Origin of the sequence: Trichococcus sp. ES5, assembly GCF_900067165.1 — a bacterium.
GTDB classification, from domain to species: Bacteria; Bacillota; Bacilli; order Lactobacillales; family Aerococcaceae; genus Trichococcus; species Trichococcus flocculiformis.
Map to the genome: position 1 here is coordinate 36281 of NZ_FJND01000010.1, position 22466 is coordinate 58746.

Below are 22466 nucleotides of genomic sequence, written 5' to 3' on the forward strand. Positions count from 1 at the left end.
GGTTTTGGCGGGCTATCTCGTGTTTCCCTTGGACATTTTTGCCCGCCAAATGGTTTTTGGCGGGGTATCTCTGAGCGTAAATTAAATTTCCACATAAAGAGGCTGTATCAAATCCAGAAAATTCTGTTCTGGTTCTGATACAGCCTCTTTTCTTGTTGACGATACTCGCTATACCGTTCGCTCTTCCTTGGCAATTTGCGAAGGCGCAGTCCCGTAGTATTTCTTGAATAGTTTGCTGAAGTGGTACGCGTCCTGGTAACCGACAGCCTGTGCCACTTCTTTGATGGTCCATTCTTCCTGCTTAAGCAGTTCCTTCGCATGCTTCAGGCGCACGTGGATCAGGTAATGGATCGGACTCAATCCGGTAGCTTCCTTGAAGATTTTTGAAAGATGGGCCGGGCTGACGAAGAGTTGCTGCGCCAATTGTTCCAGTGTGATTTCTTCGGAATGGTGGTTTTCCAGATAATAGACAGCATGATTCACCAGATGCTGTTGACGCACGGCCGTCTGCGAAAGTGCCGAAGGGATCGTATTGTCGGATCCGTCCTCCAGACTGCGCAGCAACAACCCCAGCATCTCCAATATCAGCCCTTTGCCCATCAGCTGATATTCGCTCCGCTGCTCGTTGAACTCCTTCGTCACCCGCCAGGCCTTCTCCATGAAGGCATCCGCATAACAGCCAAGATCCAGCAATGCGCGTTTGTTCGGAAAATGATTACGGGGAAGTCCGTTCAGTGAGACGTTTGTCAATCCGATATGCAGTTGATGGGAAAATGTGCCCTCTTTTTGCCGCTCCGCATGTTTCACTCCCGGATTGAACAGCATGACGGTGCCGGTTCCCACGTCCTGCCGTTCCCCATCCACCAAGTAATCTGCTTCCCCTTCGAGCAGGATGCTGATTTCCAAAAAGTTGTGGCTGTGCGTTTTGGAATAGTTTCCGGCTTCGTTCAGCGGATCGAAAGCATAGAGAATTTCGGGATTGAATGTTTGTACGTGTGTGTAGGCCATCGCAAAAGTCCTTTCTGTTGAATACCCTTATATTGTACAGGAATCTGACGAAGAAAAGCCATTCTCATTCCTAAAAAAAACAGTAACCTGTTAACATACACTTTTTTGAGGAGGACTGTCTCATGAATCATTATCAATGGATTTGGCGCTACGCACGGGCATACAAATCCAAAAGCTTACTGGCTTTATTATTTATTTTCCTGAATGCCCTCCTGATCATCATCAATCCGCTCTTGGCGGGGGAACTGATCGACAAAGTCATCGATGGCGGGCAGGATAATTTATTGGTGCCGATTTTGGCATTGATGATCGGCATCACGCTCTTCCGGACGACCATCCGCTACAGCTACCAGATCCTGTTTGAGCGGATCGGCCAAAACACACTCTTTGTGCTGCGCCAGGATATGTACCGGAAACTGCAGGAGTTGGACTTCGACTTCTTCAACCATACCCGGGTCGGGGATATCATGGCCCGGATGACCGGGGATACCGATGCTATCCGTCACTTTGTTTCCTGGGTCACCTACAACATCCTGGAAAGCATCCTCTGGTTCGTGATGGCCGTCGCAGTCATGGGCACAATCCACCTTCCGCTGATGCTGGCTTTGGTGGCCGTCACGCCAATCATCTTCATCCTGACGCAAAAGATGTCCCAGAAAGCCTTCCCGCTGTTTTTCCAGATCAGGGAAAGCTTCTCCCGCCTGAATTCGATGGTGGAAGAAAACATAGGCGGCAACCGCATCGTCAAAGCGTTCGCGAGGGAAGACCATGAAATCGAAAAATTCACGAAGCACAACGAGGACTTCAAGCGCCGCAATCTGGATTCCGCTTCCGTATCCCGCACGTATCTTCCTTGGCTCGACGGCTTTGCCGGGACACTGAACGCGATAGCTTTGGTGCTCGGCGGCTTGTACGTCATCCGCGGGGAAATGTCGATGGGAGATCTGGTCGCCTTCAATGGCTTCCTATGGATGCTGAACATGCCAATGCGCATGAGCGGATGGCTCATCAACGATGTACAACGCTTCTCCGCCGCCTGCGTCAAAATCCGTGACATGTTGGACACAGAGGCGCGGATTCCGGTAACGGCTGTCCAAGAGCACCAGCGGATCAAGGGGACCGTCACATTCGACGATGTCTCTTTCGCCTTCTCCGATGACCCCGGAACGGATATCCTGTCGCACGTCTCCTTTACGGTAGGTCCCGGACAGACGTTGGGGATCTTGGGCGAAACAGGCTCAGGCAAGACAACGCTTGTTAATCTGGTGGGAAGATTCTACGATCCCACTTCGGGAACCGTCCTGATCGATGGCAAAAGTGCCAAAGACTACCCGGTCCGCCAATTGCGGGAGAACATCGCCATGGTCATGCAGGACGTTTTCCTGTTTTCCGATACGATCGAGGACAACATCGCTTTCGGCAATCCGCAGGTGGACCGTTCCTACATCCAACAAATGGCCCGGATCGCAGATGCGGATGGCTTCATCACAAGTATGCCCCAAGGATACGACACGATTGTCGGCGAACGCGGAGTCGGTTTGTCTGGGGGGCAAAAGCAGCGTATTTCTTTGGCACGGGCATTGGCGAAGGATCCGGCCATCCTTATTTTGGATGACACCACTTCCGCGGTCGACATGGAAACCGAATCGAAGATCCAACAGGAGTTGCTTGGATTGACGGAAAACAAAACGACCTTCATCATCGCCCACCGGATTTCGTCGGTGCGGGAGGCAGATCTGATCCTGATGATGGAAAAAGGCCAAGTCGTCGAACAAGGAACCCATGCGGAACTTTTGGCCAATCGAGGCAAATACTATGACGTTTACTGCAAACAACTCGGATTGACTGGAGGGGAAATCAATGGCACGCAATACGTATGATGTCGACGAAAGCTTAGAACAAGAATTCAATTGGGGACATTACCGGCGCTTGGCCGGCTATATCCGCCCCTACAAAAAACCAATTTCAAAAATATTGGCTGTCATCATTGTGGCGAACATCGCCGGCATGGCGGGACCTTATTTCACAAAAATTGCAATCGATGACCTGATACCGTCAGGAAATGTGCCCCAGCTGTTGGGTTTGGGTGGAATCTTCATCCTTTCCCTTGTGCTGATCGGCTGGTGCATGCGCTATCGGATCTATGCCATCACCGAAGTCGGCCAGGACATTCTGAAAGACATGCGCTACGATATTTTTGCACATCTGCAGCGCCTGCCGTTTGCTTACTTCGACAACCGGCCACACGGCAAGATTTTGATCCGCGTAGTCAATTACATCAATACGCTGAGCGACCTGCTGAGCAATGGGCTCATCAATCTGATTTCTGACCTTTTCAATGTAGTGATCACATTGGGCTTCATGCTTCTCATCGATGTGCGCTTGACGCTTTACAGCATGGCTCTTTTGCCGGTTCTCTTCGGACTGGTGCTGTTCATCAAAAAGCGCCAGCGGATAGCCTTTCAGATTTTGAGCAACAAACAGTCCAACCTCAACGCCTATATCCACGAAAGCATTTCGGGAATCAAAATCACCCAATCGTTTGCCCGCGAACAGGTCAATTATGACATCTTCAATGAAGTCAGCGAGGAATACCGGACGTCTTGGATGAAAGCCGTCAAAATCCAATTCCTGATGTGGCCCGGTGTACTGAATATTTCGGTACTGACGACCTGCCTGATCTATTTTGTGGGCATCCGTCAGATCGGTGTGTCCGTTTCGACCGGAACATTGATCGCCTTCATCGGCTACATCAACAATTTCTGGAATCCCGTCATCAATATCGGGAACTTCTATAATTCCTTGATCACTGCCACGGCCTATTTGGAGCGCATCTTCGAAACATTGGACGAGGTGCCTTCCATCCAGGATGCGCCGGACGCCTACGAGTTGCCGCCAGTCAAAGGCGCAGTCGACTTCGAAAATGTAACCTTCCGTTATGAGGAAGGCAAAGATATTTTGCACAAGGTCAACTTCCATATCGAACCGGGACAGAGCATCGCTTTAGTCGGTCCAACAGGTGCGGGCAAAACGACCGTCATCAATCTGCTGAGCCGGTTCTACGACATCAATGAAGGCAGCGTCAAAATCGATGGTCACGACGTCCGCGATGTCACCCTCGGCTCCTTGCGCAGCCAAATGGGCGTCATGCTGCAGGATACCTTCATCTTCTCCGGTACGATTCTGGAAAACATCCGCTACGGCAAGCTCGATGCAACCGAGGAGGAAGTGATCGCAGCCGCGAAAGTTGTACGCGCCCATGATTTCATTCAAAACCTGAAGGACGGCTACCACACCGTTGTTGAAGAGCGCGGCAGTACCCTATCGGCTGGCCAACGACAATTGCTCTCCTTTGCCAGGGCCCTGCTTGCCGATCCGAAGATCCTGATTCTCGACGAAGCTACCGCCAGCATCGATACCAGGACCGAAGAACTGCTGCAGGAAGGCCTCCAGAAACTGCTGAAAGACCGGACTTCCTTCATCATTGCCCACCGGCTGTCGACAATCAAAAACAGCTCCCGGATCTTCTACGTGGCAGGAGGCAATATCGCCGAAGCCGGCACCCATGAAGAGCTGATGGCCAAAAAAGGCCTGTATCACCATCTCTACCAATCCCAATACGACCTGCTGCAGGCCGTGTGAAGCTTTTCGAGCTGATGCAACGCATTATCCGTCGTAATTGTCCGATAATGCAGAAGAATCGGACAAACAGTGTGCGGGCTTGGATCGGATTGTCCGATTAATCCATAGAATCGGACATCCAACTTGCTTTGGCTAATCGCATTGTCCGATAACCCGATCATATCGGACATTCAACTTGTTTCAGCTGATCGCGATGTCCGATAACCCGATCGAATCGGACATCCAACTTGTTTCGGCTGATCGCGTTGTCCGATAACCCAATCATATCGGACATTCAACTTGTTTCAGCTGATCGCGATGTCCGATAATCCGATCATATCGGACAACCTCAGCGCAGCGCGCTCCCACTAGCATAGTTATTGCCGTATCGCTCGGCAACTTCTTCATTTACAAAAAAATACCGGAAAAAGATGCGCTACCGCGCCTAGGAGCAACTGCTCCAAGGCCGGGAACGCATCTTTTTGATTTTTTAACAGTCTTTCTTACGTCAGTCCGCTTTGTTTGCGACCAGCTCTTTGGCTGCTGCGGCAACTTCCAAAGCTTCCCATTTCCATTCCATCACTTCCGCAATGTCCTCGCCGTTCTCGCGGATGAAGCGGTGATGGAAATCAACCGTTTCCGTCATCCGTTGCGAGAAGGTTGCCGCTTCTTCGCCGTAGACGGCGTTTGCCGCATCCTGCGCCAGGTGGAAACGGTCCATCTCGGACAAGACGCGCATGTCGAATGGTGTCGTGATGTCCCCATTCTCGCGGTAGCCATGGATGTGCAGGTTATGGTTGTGGCGATCAAAGAAGATGTCACGGATCAAGCCTTCAAAACCGTGGAAAGCAAAGATGACTGGTTTGTCGGCCGTGAAATAGGCGTCGAAGGCTTCATCGCTCAAGCCGCGCGGATCCACATCCGGATGGCGCAGTTTCAACAGATCCACGATGTTGATGAAACGGATCTTCAATGTCGGGAACTGCTTGTGCAGAATCGTGACGGCCGCAAGTGCCTCCAGGTTCGGTTCCGTTCCCGCTGCTGCGATCACGACATCCGGTTCTTCGTCACCGCAAGTCGAAGCCCAGTCGATCACTTTCAGGCCATCCTTCACCAATACTTCTGCTTCTTCAGCAGAGTAGAATTGCGGACGCGGGTGTTTCGAAGATACGATCAGGTTGATCTGTTCTTCGGAAGCCATCGTTTCCGCCATCACGGCCATCAAGGAGTTCGCATCCGCCGGCAAGTATTCGCGGATGAATTCCGGTTTCTTCTCAGCCAAGTGCGTCAACAAACCCGGATCTTGGTGGGTGTAACCATTGTGGTCTTGTTGGAAAACGGTAGAAGTCGCGATCAAATTCAAGGACGGATAGTGCTTGCGCCATGTCTGTTCTTTGGCTTTGCGCAACCATTTGAAATGTTGGGTGATCATCGAATCGACCACGCGCAGGAAAGCCTCGTAACTTGCGAAGAAACCATGGCGACCGGTCAGGACATAGCCTTCCAGGAAACCTTCGGCCTGGTGTTCGGACAACTGCGAATCGATGACACGGCCGGACGGAGAAAGCCATTCATCATACGCAGGATCGATCGCTTCCATCCAGACGCGGTTCGTCACTTCGAAGACTTTGTTCAGGCGGTTCGATTTGGTTTCATCCGGTCCGAAGATGCGGAAGTTATCCGGATTGTCCACGATCAGATCGCGCGCGAAGTTACCGAATTCGATCATGTCCTGGGCAATGACTGCGCCCGGTACGGTCGTGTCGACGGCATACTGCTTCCAATCCGGAATATTGAGCGGTTTCGGATCGATACCGCCGTTCGTGACCGGATTCATAGCCATCCGTCGGTCGCCTTTCGGTGCCATTTCTTTCAGCTCAGCCACCAATTGGCCGTCGGCAGTGAACAGTTCTTCGGGACGGTAGGACTGCATCCAATCCACCAGCGCATCGATGTGTTGCATATGATGCGCATCTACCGGAATCGGCACTTGGTGAGCGCGGAAGCCGCCTTCAATCGGTTCACCGTCCCATGTTTGCGGACCCGTCCAGCCTTTCGGGGTGCGGAAAATGATGACCGGCCAAACCGGCATCTTCGCTTCGGCTGCGGAGCCTTTACGGGCTTCGGTTTGGATCGCTTTGATTTTTTCGACAGCCGTATCCAACACTTGCGCCATGATCGGATGCACCGCTTCCGGATCGGTCCCTTCCACGAACAACGGCTCCCAGCCCATGCCGTTAAAGTACTGCGTCAATTCTTCGTTCGATTTACGGTCGAGGATCGTCGGATTGGAGATTTTGCCGCCATTCAAATACAGGATCGGCAAGACAGCCCCGTCCGTGACCGGGTTGATGAACACATTGGAGAACCAACCTGCCGCCAACGGGCCGGTTTCGGCTTCCCCATCGCCAACGACAGTCGCTGCGATCACTTCCGGATTGTCGAAGATGGCTCCTGTTGCATGTGAAAGCGAATAGCCGAGTTCGCCGCCTTCATGGATCGATCCGGGTGTTTCCGGTGCCGCATGGGAAGCGACCCCGCCGGGGAAGGAGAATTGTTTGTAGAGTTTCGTCAAGCCTTCCAGATCCTCGGTGATGTCCGGATAGATTTCCGTATAGGAACCGTCCAGATAGGCGTTCGAAACCATGACCTGGCCGCCATGCCCCGGACCTTCGACGTAGAACATGTTCAGGTCATATTTGTTGATGACGCGGTTCAAGTGGGCATAGATGAAGTTCTGTCCGGAAATGGTTCCCCAGTGGCCGATCGGATGCAGCTTCACATCGGTCGCCTCGATCGGGCGTTGCAGCAAGGGATTGTCCTTCAGGTACAGTTGTCCCACGGAGATGAAATTAGCGGCGCGCCAGAAGGCATCCACCTTGTCCAGATACGCTTTTGAATCGAATGCAGTCATTTTTATTACTCCTTTTCATTTTTTATTATCGAAAACGCTTGCGAACACTTTCACAAATGTCCTCCAAAAAATCGGTTTGACGATTTTCTGTCAAACCGATCGAAAAAAACTATTTGATTAAGGCTACTTCAAGACCGACAAGTTTTGCCCAAGCCAGGATCTGATCTGTGCTCAAACTCAATGAAACAACAGTGTGGTGACCGCCGCCAGCTTCGATCCAAGCGCGGATGCCGTCATGGAAATTCGGTTTCACTTCCCAAAGGACGCGTGCGACAGGAAGGTTCGGAGCTGCCTCAGTCGGTTCAAAGGCAAGAACTTCATTCACCAATAACTTGTAGTGCGTTCCGAAGTCAGCCATCGAAACGACAACGCCGTCCCCTGCTTTGCCGTCGAATACAAGGCGGGCAGGCTCTTCACGATTCCCCATCGATAATGGTGCGATCAGAATTTTCGGTTTGTTGACTGCCAGTCCTGGATCGACTTCCAACATATGCGATTGCAGAATCGCTTCTCTGCCTTCAGCCATTTCATACGTGTAGTCTTCCATGAAGCCGGTGTCGATGTTGTGGGACATGATCTTCATCAAGCGGTCGATTGCTGCTGTTTTCCAGTCGCCTTCGCCTGCGAATCCGTAGCCTTCTGCCATCAAACGTTGTACTGCGAGACCTGGTAATTGTTGCAGGCCATGCAGATCTTCAAAGTTTGAGGTAAAGGCAGTATAGCCGCCCGCTTCCAAGAAACGACGGATGCCGATTTCTTGACGCGCCTGCACTTTGACGTGCGCTTCCCATTTGCCTTGCTCATAATCGCCGTAGTCGAAATCATACAAATCTTTGTATTCATTGAACAAAGCATCGACTTCTTCGTCTGCGACCGCATCGACATAGTCCACTAGATCACGGATGCCGTAGTAATCGACTGTCCAGCCGAATTGGATTTGTGCTTCCACTTTGTCGCCTTCGGTCACGGCAACGTTACGCATGTTATCGCCGAAACGCGCCACTTTGATGGAGAAGCTTTCATTGTAGGCTACCGCAACGTCCATCCATTCCGCGATTTGGGTTTGGACATTTTCACGTTCCCAATAGCCGACAACGACTTTGTTGTTCTTTTTCAGGCGCGCATTGATGAAGCCGTACTCGCGGTCGCCATGTGCCGCTTGGTTCAAGTTCATGAAATCCATATCAATTGTTGCCCATGGAATGCTTTCGTTGAATTGAGTTGCCAGATGCAATAACGGTTTTTGCAACAGTTTCGTTCCGCGGATCCACATTTTGGCTGGCGAGAAGGTATGCATCCAAGTGATCACACCTGCCACTTCATCACGGTAATTCACTTCTTTCATGATCTTCGTGATCGTATCGGGCGTTACCGCCAATTCCTGCAACACAAGCGGATAAGGCAGTTTGCCGCTGTTGTTCAGGCTTTCCACGATAACAGCCGCATTGTTTTTAACTGTTTGTAAAGCTTCTTCACCATATAAATGTTGTGAACCGACTACGAACCAAAATTCTTTTTTTCCTACTTCTAACATATCTCCAGCTCCTCTATTTTTTCTGCCCGTAATAGGCGTTTTCTCCGTGTTTTCGCAAATAATGTTTATCCAGAATGCGTTGCGGCAGTTCTTCCGCGAAGGCATTCAATTGACGGGCGAACAGATTGGTTTTGCAGACCTCGTCCAATACGACCGCGTTCAGTACAGCACCCTTCGCATCCTTGGCCCAAGTGAAAGGCCCGTGCCCATGCAGCAATACGCCGGGAACTTCCATCGGTTTGATGCCGCGTTCGCGGAACGTTTCCACAATGGCGTTTCCCGTTTCTTCCTCGTAACCCCGATCGATTTCCGCTTGCGTCAGGAAACGCGCGCAGGGAACCGTGCCGTAGAAGGTATCGGCATGTGTCGTACCCATGGCCGGCACATCCAATCCAGCTTGCGCCCAAATCGTGGCCCAAGTCGAATGTGTGTGCACAACCGCGCCGATTTCCGGGAATTCTTTGTAGAGGACGGCATGCGTCGGCATGTCGGATGACGGGTTCAGATCCCCTTCGATGACGTTGCCGTCAAAGTCGCAGACAACCATATCGCTCGCTTTCATGTCGTCATAGCCGACACCGCTGGGCTTGATGACGAACAAGCCTTTTTCGCGGTCAACCGCACTGACGTTTCCCCAGGTGTATTTGATCAATCCCCGGTCCGGCAATTCCAGATTGGCTTGAAAAACTTCTTCTTTTAATTGTTCCAGCAAGATGTTTCCTTCCCTTCTATCTCAAACTCAAATGCTCGACTGCAGCCTGTTCGATCGCCAGCCCTTCTTGGTAACGTTCGATGAAGGTTCCGAAACCTTCAACGTCGCGCACATCAGGAGCGATCGTGATGCCTTCATCGGCACCGAATACTTTCTTGTCCAAAAATGCATCCAAACTCTCTGACGTTTCCTTGCGGTCCATGTAGGCAGCCAACAATGCGATGCCCCATGCCCCGCCTTCTCCCGCTGTCTCCATGACGGTGACCGGTGCGTCCATGACGGCAGCCAGTACTTTCTGGCCGACCTCAGGGGTTTTGAAGATACCGCCGTGGCCGACGATCTTGTCGATTGCAACATGTTCCTGCTTCAGGATATTCATGCCGATCTTCATCGCTCCGAAAGCGGTGAAGAGATGCACGCGCATGAAGTTGGCCAAGTTGAAGTTGCTTTCCGGTGTGCGGACAAACAACGGCCGACCTTCCGCCAAATGGGTGATGTTCTCGCCCGAGTAGTAACCGTACGAGAGCAATCCGCCGCAATCGGCATCGCCTTCAAGCGCTTTGTTGAATAACGTAGCGAATAATTTGTCCGTATCAATTGTAAAACCGGCAGCTTCGCTGAATTCCCGAAAAAGCTTGACCCAGGCGTTGATATCGGATGAACAGTTATTGGTATGGACCATCGCGACCAGGCTTCCTGCCGGTGTCGTCACGAGATCGATTTCCGGATGCACTTCATTCAAGTCCTGCTCCAATACGATCATCGCAAATGCCGAAGTCCCTGCGGATACATTTCCGGTGCGCTCCGCCACGCTGTTCGTGGCGACCATGCCGGTCCCGGCGTCCCCTTCCGGCGCACATAACGGGATGCCCGCTTCGAGTGTGCCTGTCGGATCAAGCAGTTTGGCCCCCACTTCCGTCAGATTCCCGGCTGCGTCCCCTGCCAACAGTACTTCCGGCAGCAGATCCGCCAATTTCCAAGTCGCGCCTTTTTCTGCGACCAATGCATCGAACTGACCAATCATCCGTTCGTCGTAATTTTTCTTCTCGACATCGATCGGGAACATCCCGGATGCGTCGCCGATTCCCAAAACTTTCTTGCCTGTCAGTTGCCAATGGATGTAGCCTGCCAAAGTCGTAAAGAAAGCGACTTCATTTGTATGTTCTTCCTTATTCAAAACCGCTTGATACAGGTGAGCAATGCTCCAGCGTTGCGGGATATTGTATTTGAACAGTGCGGTCAATTCCTTTTCGGCATCAGCCGTAGTGGCGTTGCGCCAAGTCCGGAACGGCACCAATAACTCATTTTCCTGATTGAACGCCATGTAGCCGTGCATCATCGCGCTGAAACCGATCGATCCGACTGCGGTCAAGGTCACGCCGTATTTCTCTTTAACCTCGCGCGTCAGTTCTGCATAGCTTGTCTGAAGGCCCTTCCAAATCTGGTCCAATGAATACGTCCAAATGCCTTCCACCAATTGGTTTTCCCATTCGTAACTGCCGGATGCGATCGGAGCGAAGCGGGAGTCAATCAGCACCGCCTTGATGCGGGTGGAGCCGAATTCGATTCCGATGCTCGTCTGCCGCGATTCGATATCAGTGACTATCGCTTGTAACTTCTCAGTCAAAATATTTCCTCCTTTTTGCGGTACACCCTTTTGCGGATGCTGTCCGTTCTTCTTGGATTCATTATATTCTATATGTCCGTACATGTAAAGGAGTAATTTGAATATTTGTCCGAACACAAAAAAAGAAGCCATCCCGGTTTTTGGGACAGCTTCATTCTTCAGTTATCAGATCCGTTTGACCGAATCGCGGATGATCAGCTCCGGCTCGAATATTTTGTTGCCTGTCACTTCTTGCTGTACGGCCAGCATGATCCATTCAGCAGCTGCCGCTCCCAATTCTTCTTTCGGATGGGAAAGCGTCGTCAGCTTGACGCTGCCTGCCGTGCTCAGGAACGAATCGTCGTTGCCGACCACTGAATAATCTTCCGGAACCCGTTTGCCCATGTCAGCAAGCGCTTGGATCAAGCCCTGCGCCACTTCATCGTTGTAGCAGACGATTCCGGTGACTTCCTGATCGCTCGCCAGTTTCTCCCGAATCGTTTGGAAAACTTGCGCCTTCGTCTCTGTTGTGTACGTGTAGACATTTTTCGGATCGAAATTTGTACGCATCTCTTCGTGGGCTTTGATGAAGCCTTTCATGCGGTACTTCCCTTGCAGGTCATCAATTTTCGTGATCAGCGCCAAATGCTGATGGCCTTGCTCGAACAGATGTTTCGTAGCGAGATAGCCCGCTTTCGTGTCATTGACGCAAATGAACGGGACCGACAGTTCCTCATAGTTGGCATTGATCATGACGACCGGTATGCCGCGTTCCTTGAAGGATAGATAATAAGCCAAATTTGGATTGTATTGGTTACTTTTTGTCGGTTCCACGATCAGCCCCGAGACGCCTTGGCTGAGCATCTGTTCCAGACACTCCCGCTCCTGATCGACATCGTTGTTCGTGCTCGCCAACAGCAAGGAGTAGCCATTTTCCCGCAGCTTCTGCTCGATGCCGCGGATGATCGACGGGAAAATATAATCCGACAGATACGTCGTGATAACGCCGATCGTTTTGCTCGAAGACACTCCGTCACCACGTCTCTGATACGTATCGTCGACGTAAGTCCCGGAACCTTTCTCCTTGCGCAAAAAGCCTTCATTCACCAACAAGGCGATCGCTTCCCGGACGGTATGGCGGCTGACTCCATAGTCCTTCTGTAATTGCAGTTCGGGCGGAATGACTTTACCTACCACGAATTCGTTCGAAAGTATTTTTGAGCGTATCTCATCGGCAATCACCTGGTATTTTGTTTTCATCGTATGTTCTCCCTCTATATATGTCCGTACAAATAGTATAGTAAACTGTGCAGAAAAATACAAGTGCCCATTGATGGATACTATGCAAAAAACGGAATCCCTGCTTGATATAGCAGGGATTCCGGTAACTTTCACAACAAAGTTTCGATTGGGGTGTAGACTGCACCGACCGATTCGGCGACATCTTTATTCGTCAACTTGCCGTTGTGCACGTTGAATCCGGTCAGGATGGTCGGATTGTTTCTTGCCGCTTGGACTGCTCCCTGATCAGCAATCTCCAAAGCATAAGGCAAGGTCACATTTGTCAACGCAATCGTGGCAGTGCGTGCGACGGCACCAGGCATGTTCGGCACCGCATAATGCAGGACGCCGTATTTTTCATAGACTGGATTGTCGTGGGTGGTCGTGCGATCTTCGGTTTCGAAAATACCGCCCTGATCCACGGCGATGTCGACGATCACGGAACCTGGCTGCATGCTTTTCACCATTTCTTCGGTCACTAACGTAGGCGCTTTCCGGCCTGGGATCAGGACAGCCCCGATGACGACATCAGCATCCTTGATGGCATGGGCAATGTTCCACTCGTTCGACAGCAACGTAATGACCGCGTTTCCGTACAAATTTTCGATTTCCGTCAATATTTCCGGTCTGACGTCCAGGATCGTGCAATGGGCACCTAAACCCAACGCAATCTGCAGAGCATTGCGTCCGGCCACACCGCCACCGATGATGACGACTTTCCCATTCGCAACACCCGGAACGCCGCTCAACAGAATACCTTTACCGCCGTATGGTTTTTCCAGGAACTGCGCACCGATCTGGACGGAAAGACGGCCCGCTATGACGCTCATCGGCGTCAGCAACGGCAAGTCCCCTTTCTTGCCGACCATCGTTTCGTAGCCGATTGCGGTCAGGCCCCCTTGCAGCATCGCCTCCGTCAATTTCGGTGCGGCCGCCAAGTGCAGGTATGTGAACAGAATCAGGTCTTCGCGGAAGTATTTGTACTCCGATTCCAACGGTTCCTTCACTTTGATGACCATTTCCGCGGCCCAGACTTGGCCTGCGTCTGCCAACACTTTCGCTCCCGCTTTTTCGTATTGTCCGTCTTCGAATCCCGATCCGACACCGCATCCGGATTGGACCATTACCTGGTGGCCGTTCTGTACCAGCATCTGCACACCTGCCGGCACTACTCCCACGCGGTTTTCGTTATTTTTGATTTCCTTCGGCACTCCAATGATCATTCTTTTTCTTCCTTTCCGATGAATGTATCCACTGCCAAAATGGCGGCGACGACTTGCTCAGCCGTTATGTTTTTGTTTAGATTTTTCATGGTGTTGCTCGGCGCCACTGCAAGCTTTCCGATTTCAAGGAGCTCTTCACGCGTGGCTCCGGTCAGATGCATCTCGGCCAAAGTCGTCGGCATCCCGATTGCGGCCAGGAAACGGCTGTACCTTTTGAATTCTTCTTGTGGGCGCTCTTCAAGTATGAGTTGGACCAACAGGCAAAAGCCGACTATTTCCCCATGCGTCAAGCGATGGACCTCGCCTTTGATGGCCGTGAATCCGTTGTGGATGGCATGGGCGGCGGCCAAGCCACCATTTTCAAAACCCAGTCCCGACAGCAGCGTGTTCGCCTCGACGATCGCCTCGACAGCCGGCGTCACCAAGCCTTTTTGGACAGCAGCGAATGCGCTGAGTCCTTCACGGAATAAGGTTTCTTCGCACGCTTCCGCAATAGCGGTGCCGGCAATCGTTGGCAAACCGCCGGCCAAAGCATTCTCCCCCGAGGCTTTCGTTGCCAGCGCTTCTGCACAGGTAGCCAAGGCATCCGCCATACCGCTTGCGAAGAATCGAATCGGCGCTTGAATAACGATCTGCGTATCCACGAGCACCAAATCAGGGTTCTTCGCATAGAACCGGTAATGATCGAACAACCCGTCCTCGGTATAGAGAACAGAGATGGCGCTGGTCGGTGCATCCGTGGAAACGGTGGTCGGGACAATCACGACCGGCAAATCACAAGCCGCTGCGATGCCTTTCGCGACATCGATGATTTTGCCGCCGCCGAGACCGATGACCACATCCGCAGTGACATCGGCGACCGCGTCAGCCAAACGGACCATTTCATCAATCGAGGCTTCGCCAGTGAAGGCTTCATAATGGTAAGGAAAACCCTCCAGCGCCCGTTCCACTTTTTCCTGGAGCAAGCCCCAAACGAAATCGTCCGTAAGCAGGAATGCCCTTTTCCCGTAGACTGCCGTTTCCTTCCCTAATATGTCTATAGCGCCTACTCCTTGAATATACCGGCTAGGCGACCGAAAAACACGATAAGCCATATGCGCGCCCCTTTTCCAATTGTGATTTAATTATCATATAATGATTTTACCACAATTACGCCCCGTTTTTTTCTGGTCAAAAAAAAAATCCTTCGGAGCTTTTGGGCTTCCGAAGGATTGTGATTTTAACATATAGGAATTTATAAATTTTTTTCAACTCAGAAGTGCATCACCGTACGTGTTTCACAAGTTTGGAAAATGTTTCATGCATCTAAAATGATGTCCAGCTTCACGGGTTAGCCCTTCGGAAATTAGATAAATCTGTCCTATTGCGCTCTTCGATGCTCAGTTGCATGGGACTCTTAGGGATTCATCCCTTAGAGCCCCAGTACAAGGTGACCGTAGGGAACGTTGCGTGGACAGATTTCCTAAATTGTCATGACTCTTGCGATTTCAATCGCTTAGAGGCATGATACACTTGACCGATTAGGTCACAGTGTTTCCTTAATCAGGGCTGAACGAACCCGTTCAGCTTTTCTTGTGAATATTCTGACTGTTAGGCCTTGGCTGTATGCCTACTTTTAAGAAACTGCTACTCCCGATTCCGGTTCTTTGCCGGCTGCCGCTGGACTGATCGCCTTATCAGCTGAAATGTCTGCAGACAAGGTGTCATTGAGCGCGCCCAGTTTGCTGCCGATATTTTTATTTCCGATGAAAGACTCGATCAAAGCAGTCACATCCATCCCGGTCGTTTCTTTGAGGCCTTCCTGGGTAGCAGTGAGGACTTGACTGGCATAGTTGGCCACTTTTGCAGCCCCTTGACTGCCGTTGCCGCCATCGATTACCGTGATTCTGTCAATATTGGAGATCGGTTCCGCAGCAGCACGCACGATATCCGGATATTTTTCGATCAGCATCGTCAAGATGGCTGCTTCCCCGTATTGTTTCAACGCGTTCGCTAAAGCTTCCTTCGCTTTCGCTTCGGCTTCCCCGATCGCAAGGATGCTGGCAGATTCCGCCAAACCGTTCAGTTCCTTCTCTTTGGCCCTTGCTTCGGATTCCCAGATTGCTTTTTGTTTGTCGGCAGCCGCTTTGGTTTCGATGGCATACCGCTCTGCATCAGCTTTCTTACGCACTTCTGCGTCATATTGTTTTTCTCTCCGGATGATTTCTTTCTCTTCCAGTTCGATTTGTTTCACACGTTCCGTTATGTCAACGTTCATTTCTTTTTCTTTCAACAAGATGTCCAGCTGCGCTTTTTCCAGCGCATAAGCATTATCGGCTTTTGCTTTGGCTACGTCCTGCTCTTGACGGAATGCCGCCAGCTTCAATTCCTTCTGTTTATTCGATTCCGCAATCTGGGTCTCTCTCAAAATTTCGGCTTCCTTCGATTCTTGCTCCGCTTGGGCACGCTTGATGCGCGTCTCCTTATCGGCTTCAGCCTGAGCGATATGCGCATCCCGTTTGACCTGGGCGATCCGCGGTTGTCCCAGAGCATCCAGATAACCATTTTCATCCGTCACTTCCTTCACGGTGAAAGAGACGATGACCAAGCCCATCTTAGCCAAATCAACACTGGCGACTGCCTGGACTTCTTGCGAAAACTTATCTCGGTTCTTGTAGATTTCTTCGACCGTCATGGAACCCAGAATGGAGCGCAGATGGCCTTCCAAAACCTCGCGGGCTTCATTCTCCAGATCCTCTGTCGGCTTGCTTAAATACTGTTCGGCTGCTGTGGCTATTTCTTCCACTGTGGAACCGACCTTAATGATAACTGTTCCGTCAGCTGAGACAGGAACCCCTTCCTCCGTGTAGACAGCCGGCGTACTGACTTCCAATTTGCTCGACAAGAGCGATAGCTCCTTGGCTGTCTGAAATACCGGGATGACAAACGTACCACCGCCGCGCACCACTTTCATCGTGTTGCCGGTCGCTTTGTCGATGTGCGTATTCTTGCTGCCAAGAAAACTCCCGCTGACGATCAGCGCCTTATCCGGCGAAGCCGTTTTGTAGCGCCCGATGAAAATGATCAAAGCAACCACCAATAAAACCACTAAAATACCGATACCCATAAACTGATCCAAAAAATTCGTCATTTATTTTCCACCTTTATATTTTTTTTGATTCCATTCAGTCGTTTTATCCACAGGGCTGTGGATAGCATTTCTGTAGGGCGTGACATAGGCGATGTTATCCCAGACTTCAATGATCAGTACCGTTTCTCCGCTGGCGATGTTCAGAATATCCGCGGTGTCGGAACAGGCATAGATGAGCGCCATTCTGTTCATTTTACCGAATCCGGTCGATACGATGATTTCACCGATCGTTTTCTGCCCGATCGGCACGGTCACCGTCGCTTCTTTGCCTTCCAAATCTTTTGAGCTGGTGATGGTGCTGTTTTCCGCGCGCTTCAATAAGGGCAGGACAAAGAAAATCTTGAAGGCGATGATGAAAGCTGAAACAACCAGAAAAGCCACTGCGAACGAGGCATTTGACCAACTATCCGATTTTTGCAGCGCATTGACGAGCAGACTCGCCGTCAAAATGCCCAGAAAAAAATCAGTGATATCGTAGAAGCCCAGAGACAAAATATCATTGAGCGGGAATGTCAAGACAGTGCCGGCCACACCAATGATGAACAGCAATTCCAACGGCTCAATCGTTCGGAAAAGTGTAATCATATTTCGTCATCCTCCTTTCGATAAATTTTTTGTAACAAAAATGAGCCGTATTCATATTCATTATCGAACAAATGGAGTCTGAAGTAAAGCCAGAACCCTTCCGGGCTATTCAAATCCGGCCTTGTTGGCAATCAACAAAAGAGGCCCCGATACAGCGATCCGGCCTCTTTGCATTTCCGTTCAAGGGAAACATGGCTTCCCCATTTGGATGAACTACTCTTCTGTTTTCTTGCCTGACTTGTTGAAGTAAATCCCCGAAACATTAGCGATGGCCATAACTCCGATAGCAAGTCCGCCGTACAATAAAGTCGATTGGCTGACGGATGTTTCGGCGACGAGCGCATCAGGATTAACTGCGGCCCCTTCATCGTACAGCGCTTTGATTTCATCCGCCGGGAGGACGATGCCGTCCTGGATGTACAATTCATCGATCAGACCTTTGAACGGCTGATCCCAGTAGTTGACGGCCAAGCCGAATGATGCAGCTGAACCTTCAAAGATGTTCGGGAACGCCTCACCCGCGAACCGTTCCTCGCCATTTATATAGACGGCAACCTTTCCATCCGAAACGGTAAAGGCCACGTGGCTCCACGTATCAGCCGGGATAGTGGAACCGATCGGCGCATCATACCATTGCTGACCAGACCAGAGCATCGTCTGGTTGGCTGGACCTACAGGCGTCAGGCTGATCCAACTTTGCTCAGTGGCAGCCCCGAAGAAGGCCGTCGTGAACTGATTCAACTCAGCTGGATTGATCCAAAAAGCTACGGTATAGGCATTCTGGGTGATCAAGCCCTTTCCAAGCGACAGTCCGGATTTACCATCGAACGAAGCAGCCTGCCCTTTGATACCCTCAACGAACGGCACAGCTCCGCCTGTGTTGTTGATCCGGTCCCCGGTCACTTGCGCATCGGTTTGATCGCCTGCCGCATTCTGATAGGTCTCATCAAAGGAATAATAAGCCGAAAGCTTGCCGGCTTCCTTCGGTTCGACTTGGATTTCGAAGCTGAGTTGCTCCGATTGCAGCTCGTTTTGGATAAATGCCGTCAACGTCACGATCGCTGCCGGTTGGTCCGCTTCGGGACGTGTGACGATGCCTGTTTCCGAAATGACCCCAGGATCTGAGGAAGTCCATTGGATAGTGGTTCCACCCGCAGCGGTAGTCGGCAACTCGATGTCCTTCACGACGGATTCCGGCATGGACGCAGAAAGTTCCGCTTTGATTTTCTCCATCTGCTGCGCGTCCGTTGTCGTACTCGTTTGACTTCCCCAGATGACCTGTCCGCTCTCGGACATGCCGCTGAAGGTCATGACCCACGCTTCTGTCGTCGGATCCCATTGGTTGATGAACACCCCATCATAAGTGCCGTCAGCCAGTTTCAGCTCAACCCGATAATCATCATACAGCCGCCATGTGCCTGCCTGTGCCCCCGCAACCGTACCGTCAGCCTGCAACTGAATCAGTGTGGATTCCGTCAATTGGCCGGTGATCTGGTTGCCGTGGTTGACGAATTTGTAAGTGCCGGTGACTTCTTCTTGGGTCACTTCCGTTATCGTCTCGCCGGCATAGCGATACGGTGTCGGAACCGGCCAGTCGTTGCTGTTCTTGAACGTCTGATGGACACGCACTTCATGCGTCTCGCCTTTGTTCGGGAAGCGGGTATGGAACACGAGAAATTCCTTATCGGCTTTGGCATCGATGTAATAGGAATTGTGTCCCGCCGACAGATAGCCGACGCCGTCCCCGGTTCCGTCCTCACCCAATTCGCGGGTGAACAGGAAGTTCCCGATCAGTTTGTTGCCGATAGCCTGATGGTCATTGACCCCGGGAAAATTGCCTACACCTTTGTCGAAGGTTTCGGGATAGACGGCTTCGCTTCCTGCTGCATCCACGTAAGGTCCTGTGATCGACTTCGAACGGAATTGTCGCATCTGGTAGCCGCCGTCAGACGCCAATCCACCATATGTCAAATAAAGATAATAATAGCCCGCTTTTTTATCGTAGACGGCATAAGTCCCTTCAGAAGAACGCCCATACCCGGCGGCGATCTTGGTTCCGAAATAACGGTCGATCATTCGGCCGTCCTTAGTCACGCCGTCTACGCCCGGGTAAAGCGGAATGCCCGTCTTTTTGTCCAATTCAAGAATGAAGGTCCCGCCCGACCACGAACCATACGTCATCCACAGTTTCCCTTGCTTGTCGTACAGGACATTGGCATCGATGGCGTTCGTGTATTCCGCATTGTTGTAGACACCATTTTCCGTGAACCACTCTGGATTAGGCTCTTCCAGTACGCCCTCTTCGATCAGCTCATCGATATTTGTGCTCTCCCATTGCTTGTTGACGTCACTGTTCGCATCATACGTTTCTTCCTCCGTGAATCCGGAATAGATGATCGTATCGACATATGTGTAGGGTCCTTCGATATTCTTGGACACAGCCAAGCCGATAGCCGAACGAATGTAAGTAGATGAAACGCTGTAGTACAGCATGTAGGCGCCTTTGCTGCCGTCCGCATTTCTGTACTGCTTGTTCCAGATGACATCCGGCGCCCAGACCGCATAGCCGCCTTTGCTGTCAGCATCATCTTCCCCGGCCCAAGCGAAGGATTCGGAAAGGTTTCCGCTCAGGTCACCGTAAATCGTGTTGTCCGTACTGGTGTAGCCGTTGGTGAAATTCTGCCAATTGATCAGATCCGGCGATTTCGCGGCTGCGATATGCGAACCGAATACGTAATACATCCCGGATTTCTGATCTTGGATGATGGAAGGATCGTGGACCGATGCATTCGAGAAAGTGATGGGCTCATCTGATTCTGCCGCGTGCACCTGTGACTTGGACTGGACCGTTGCAGCCATGCTGATGGCCATACCGCAAAGCAATAACTTGGATATTCTTGACCTGGTAATGATGAAAAAACGCCTCCTTTATAATTGAAACCGCTAACATTTGATTCCGCACAAAATAGATGTACTTACAAATTAAGATATCATATTTAATTTGTTCGTACAACTATTATGGTGGTCGGAGGTTACTTTTTTATTTTGAGCAGGGTGGCGGGTTATTTTTCTTTCGTTTTGGCTGAAATAACCCGCCAACGGGCTTTTGGTCGTTTATTTTGCCTTATATTCGCCGAGATAAGCGGCCAACTGGTTTTTGGCGGGGTACTCCACTCACCTTTCGATACTAAAAACCCGCCAAAAAGGGTTTGGCGGGTTTTTAGTATTCTTGCAGCCTTATACTCTTCCGGCTAATGACTCAATCACAGACTATTCCTCCGTTATTACTTTCAGATATTGGTCTCCCCAGTCGCAAATGGATTGGACGACCGGTGCCAATTCCTTGCCGATGTCGGTCAGGTGATACTCGACTTTTGGGGGAACAACAGGATAGACCGTCCTGGCGATGATCAGGTCGCGCTCCAACTCCCGCAGCTGCCGGATCAGCATCCGTTGGTTGATGTCAGGAAGGATCTTGTTGAACTCGCTCAGCCGCAGCGTTCCGTTGTGCAGCAAGGACCAGATGATGGCAATTTTCCATCTCCCCCCCACAACAGATAACGCTAAATCTTTAGTGTTGTAAAATTCTTTCTCTTGGTATTGGATCATCAGGCAGCCTCTTTTCATAAAATTAACCATAGTGACAATTATGTCAGTATTCACACAACAGTCATTATATAGTATTCTTTAACAGAACGAAATACCATTTTTTAGAAAGAAGGAAATTAAATTATGAAAAGCAGAGCAGCTGTCGCTTTTGGACCAGGCAAACCGTTGGAAATCGTGGAAATAGATGTGGCAGAGCCAAAAGCCAAAGAAGTATTGGTGAAAATTCTTTACACTTCCGTCTGTCATACCGATGCGTTCACTTTGTCGGGTGAAGATCCGGAAGGTGTTTTCCCTGCCGTGTTGGGCCATGAAGGCGCCGGTGTGGTCGTTGCCGTGGGTGATGAAGTCACTTCCGTGAAGCCCGGGGACCATGTCATTCCTCTTTACACGCCGGAATGTGGGGAATGCGAATTCTGTCTGTCCGGCAAAACAAATCTGTGTTCAGCCGTCCGCGAAACCCAAGGCAAGGGCTTGATGCCGGATGGAACGACCCGTTTCTCTTACAACGGAGAGCCGATTTATCACTATATGGGGACAAGCACTTTCAGTGAATACACCGTTGTGAATGAAATCAACCTAGTCAACATCGATAAAGAGGCGCCATTGGATAAAGTTGCTTTGTTCGGTTGCGGCGTGACGACCGGCCTCGGGGCTGTCGAAAACACGGCAAAAGTCGAAGAAGGCGCAGTGACTGCAGTCTTCGGACTTGGAGCGATCGGACTGGCTGTTATCCAAGGTTTGAAAAAAGCCAAAGCCAAGCGCATCATCGCTATTGATATGAATCCCGACAAATGGGAACTGGCCAAAAAAATGGGCGCCACTGATTTCGTCAACCCAAGCGAACATGATCGTCCGATCCAGGAAGTCCTGATCGAAATGACCAACGGCGGCGTGGATTACAGTTTTGAATGCATCGGAAATGTCGAAGTCATGAAAGCCGCTTTGGAAGCTTGCCACAAAGGCTGGGGCGAAAGCATCATTATCGGTGTCGCGGGAGCCGGCAAAGAGATCCATACCCGTCCGTTCCAATTGGTGACAGGACGCGTCTGGAGAGGTTCTGCATTCGGCGGTGTCAAAGGCCGCACAGAACTGCCCGGAATGGTTGAGGATTTCATGAACGGCGAAATCGACTTGGACAGCTTCATCACGCATCACCTGAATTTCACCGACATCAATGAAGCCTTCGACCTGTTGCACAAAGGCGAGTCGATCCGCACGATTTTGACCTATGGAGAATAAGGAC

The 22466-nt window shown here is 50.9% G+C and carries 15 protein-coding genes; 3 read left to right on the plus strand and 12 right to left on the minus strand.

The annotated features are described in order from the left end of the window. Positions 1-168 precede the first annotated feature (168 nt). A complete protein-coding gene (locus tag TES5_RS08995) occupies positions 169-1008 on the minus strand; it encodes an AraC family transcriptional regulator (RefSeq protein ID WP_068561538.1) in 840 nt (279 codons plus the stop codon). A 122-nt stretch (positions 1009-1130) separates the two neighbouring features. Between TES5_RS08995 and TES5_RS09000 the strand changes: the two genes are divergently transcribed. Next, on the plus strand, positions 1131-2888 hold the full coding sequence (locus tag TES5_RS09000) for an ABC transporter ATP-binding protein (RefSeq protein ID WP_068561539.1): 1758 nt from the start codon (positions 1131-1133) through the stop codon (positions 2886-2888). After that, entirely contained in the window at positions 2869-4650 is a 1782-nt protein-coding gene (locus tag TES5_RS09005; protein WP_068561540.1) for an ABC transporter ATP-binding protein, read from the plus strand. Before TES5_RS09000 ends, TES5_RS09005 begins: the two co-directional genes overlap by 20 nt. 487 nt (positions 4651-5137) lie before the next feature. On the opposite strand, the gene TES5_RS09010 is transcribed toward TES5_RS09005, so the two are convergent. From TES5_RS09010 to TES5_RS09060, 11 genes are all read right to left on the minus strand, one after another. Next, the gene (locus TES5_RS09010) at positions 5138-7543 is read right to left on the minus strand and encodes a phosphoketolase family protein (RefSeq protein ID WP_068561541.1); all 2406 of its coding nucleotides are present in this window, start codon (positions 7541-7543) and stop codon (positions 5138-5140) included. Between the two features lie 109 nt (positions 7544-7652). Continuing rightward, the gene (gene araA / locus TES5_RS09015; RefSeq protein WP_068561542.1) at positions 7653-9077 is read right to left on the minus strand and encodes an L-arabinose isomerase; all 1425 of its coding nucleotides are present in this window, start codon (positions 9075-9077) and stop codon (positions 7653-7655) included. Between the two features lie 13 nt (positions 9078-9090). Next, a complete protein-coding gene (locus TES5_RS09020; protein ID WP_068561543.1) occupies positions 9091-9789 on the minus strand; it encodes an L-ribulose-5-phosphate 4-epimerase in 699 nt (232 codons plus the stop codon). Positions 9790-9805: 16 nt separating this feature from the next. Continuing rightward, positions 9806-11416 (minus strand): xylulokinase, encoded by a 1611-nt coding sequence (locus TES5_RS09025; RefSeq protein WP_068561590.1) that lies wholly within the window; start codon positions 11414-11416, stop codon positions 9806-9808. 165 nt (positions 11417-11581) lie between these two features. Further along, entirely contained in the window at positions 11582-12655 is a 1074-nt protein-coding gene (locus TES5_RS09030; RefSeq protein WP_068561544.1) for a GntR family transcriptional regulator, read from the minus strand. 131 nt (positions 12656-12786) lie between these two features. Then, positions 12787-13899, minus strand: coding sequence for an alanine dehydrogenase (gene ald, locus TES5_RS09035; protein ID WP_068561545.1), 1113 nt, complete (start codon positions 13897-13899; stop codon positions 12787-12789). Then, positions 13896-14993, minus strand: coding sequence for a glycerol dehydrogenase (locus TES5_RS09040; protein ID WP_068561546.1), 1098 nt, complete (start codon positions 14991-14993; stop codon positions 13896-13898). The genes ald and TES5_RS09040 overlap by 4 nt, the downstream gene beginning before the upstream one ends. 521 nt (positions 14994-15514) lie before the next feature. Next, a complete protein-coding gene (locus TES5_RS09045) occupies positions 15515-17017 on the minus strand; it encodes a flotillin family protein (protein ID WP_369813490.1) in 1503 nt (500 codons plus the stop codon). Between the two features lie 12 nt (positions 17018-17029). Next, positions 17030-17614, minus strand: a complete 585-nt coding sequence (locus tag TES5_RS09050; RefSeq protein WP_068561548.1) for a hypothetical protein — start codon at positions 17612-17614, stop codon at positions 17030-17032. Between the two features lie 213 nt (positions 17615-17827). Then, a complete protein-coding gene (locus TES5_RS09055) occupies positions 17828-20473 on the minus strand; it encodes a lipocalin-like domain-containing protein (protein ID WP_198143328.1) in 2646 nt (881 codons plus the stop codon). A gap of 411 nt (positions 20474-20884) precedes the next feature. Then, complete coding sequence (locus tag TES5_RS09060) at positions 20885-21223, minus strand: winged helix-turn-helix transcriptional regulator (protein WP_083546523.1); 339 nt, start codon at positions 21221-21223, stop codon at positions 20885-20887. A gap of 123 nt (positions 21224-21346) precedes the next feature. Here TES5_RS09060 and TES5_RS09065 point away from each other — a divergent pair, with 123 nt between their 5' ends. Further along, positions 21347-22462 (plus strand): S-(hydroxymethyl)glutathione dehydrogenase/class III alcohol dehydrogenase, encoded by a 1116-nt coding sequence (locus tag TES5_RS09065; RefSeq protein WP_068561550.1) that lies wholly within the window; start codon positions 21347-21349, stop codon positions 22460-22462. Positions 22463-22466: the final 4 nt, after the last annotated feature.

Excerpts from the sequence above, each read along its gene's own strand:
- TES5_RS08995 (WP_068561538.1), bottom strand. The coding sequence starts at position 1,008 with ATGGCCTACACACACGTACAAACATTCAATCCCGAAATTCTCTATGCT.
- TES5_RS09000 (WP_068561539.1), top strand. The coding sequence starts at position 1,131 with ATGAATCATTATCAATGGATTTGGCGCTACGCACGGGCATACAAATCC.
- TES5_RS09005 (WP_068561540.1), top strand. The coding sequence starts at position 2,869 with ATGGCACGCAATACGTATGATGTCGACGAAAGCTTAGAACAAGAATTC.
- TES5_RS09010 (WP_068561541.1), bottom strand. The coding sequence starts at position 7,543 with ATGACTGCATTCGATTCAAAAGCGTATCTGGACAAGGTGGATGCCTTC.
- araA (WP_068561542.1), bottom strand. The coding sequence starts at position 9,077 with ATGTTAGAAGTAGGAAAAAAAGAATTTTGGTTCGTAGTCGGTTCACAA.
- TES5_RS09030 (WP_068561544.1), bottom strand. The coding sequence starts at position 12,655 with ATGAAAACAAAATACCAGGTGATTGCCGATGAGATACGCTCAAAAATA.
- ald (WP_068561545.1), bottom strand. The coding sequence starts at position 13,899 with ATGATCATTGGAGTGCCGAAGGAAATCAAAAATAACGAAAACCGCGTG.
- TES5_RS09040 (WP_068561546.1), bottom strand. The coding sequence starts at position 14,993 with ATGGCTTATCGTGTTTTTCGGTCGCCTAGCCGGTATATTCAAGGAGTA.
- TES5_RS09050 (WP_068561548.1), bottom strand. The coding sequence starts at position 17,614 with ATGATTACACTTTTCCGAACGATTGAGCCGTTGGAATTGCTGTTCATC.
- TES5_RS09055 (WP_198143328.1), bottom strand. The coding sequence starts at position 20,473 with ATGGCTGCAACGGTCCAGTCCAAGTCACAGGTGCACGCGGCAGAATCA.
- TES5_RS09060 (WP_083546523.1), bottom strand. The coding sequence starts at position 21,223 with ATGATCCAATACCAAGAGAAAGAATTTTACAACACTAAAGATTTAGCG.
- TES5_RS09065 (WP_068561550.1), top strand. The coding sequence starts at position 21,347 with ATGAAAAGCAGAGCAGCTGTCGCTTTTGGACCAGGCAAACCGTTGGAA.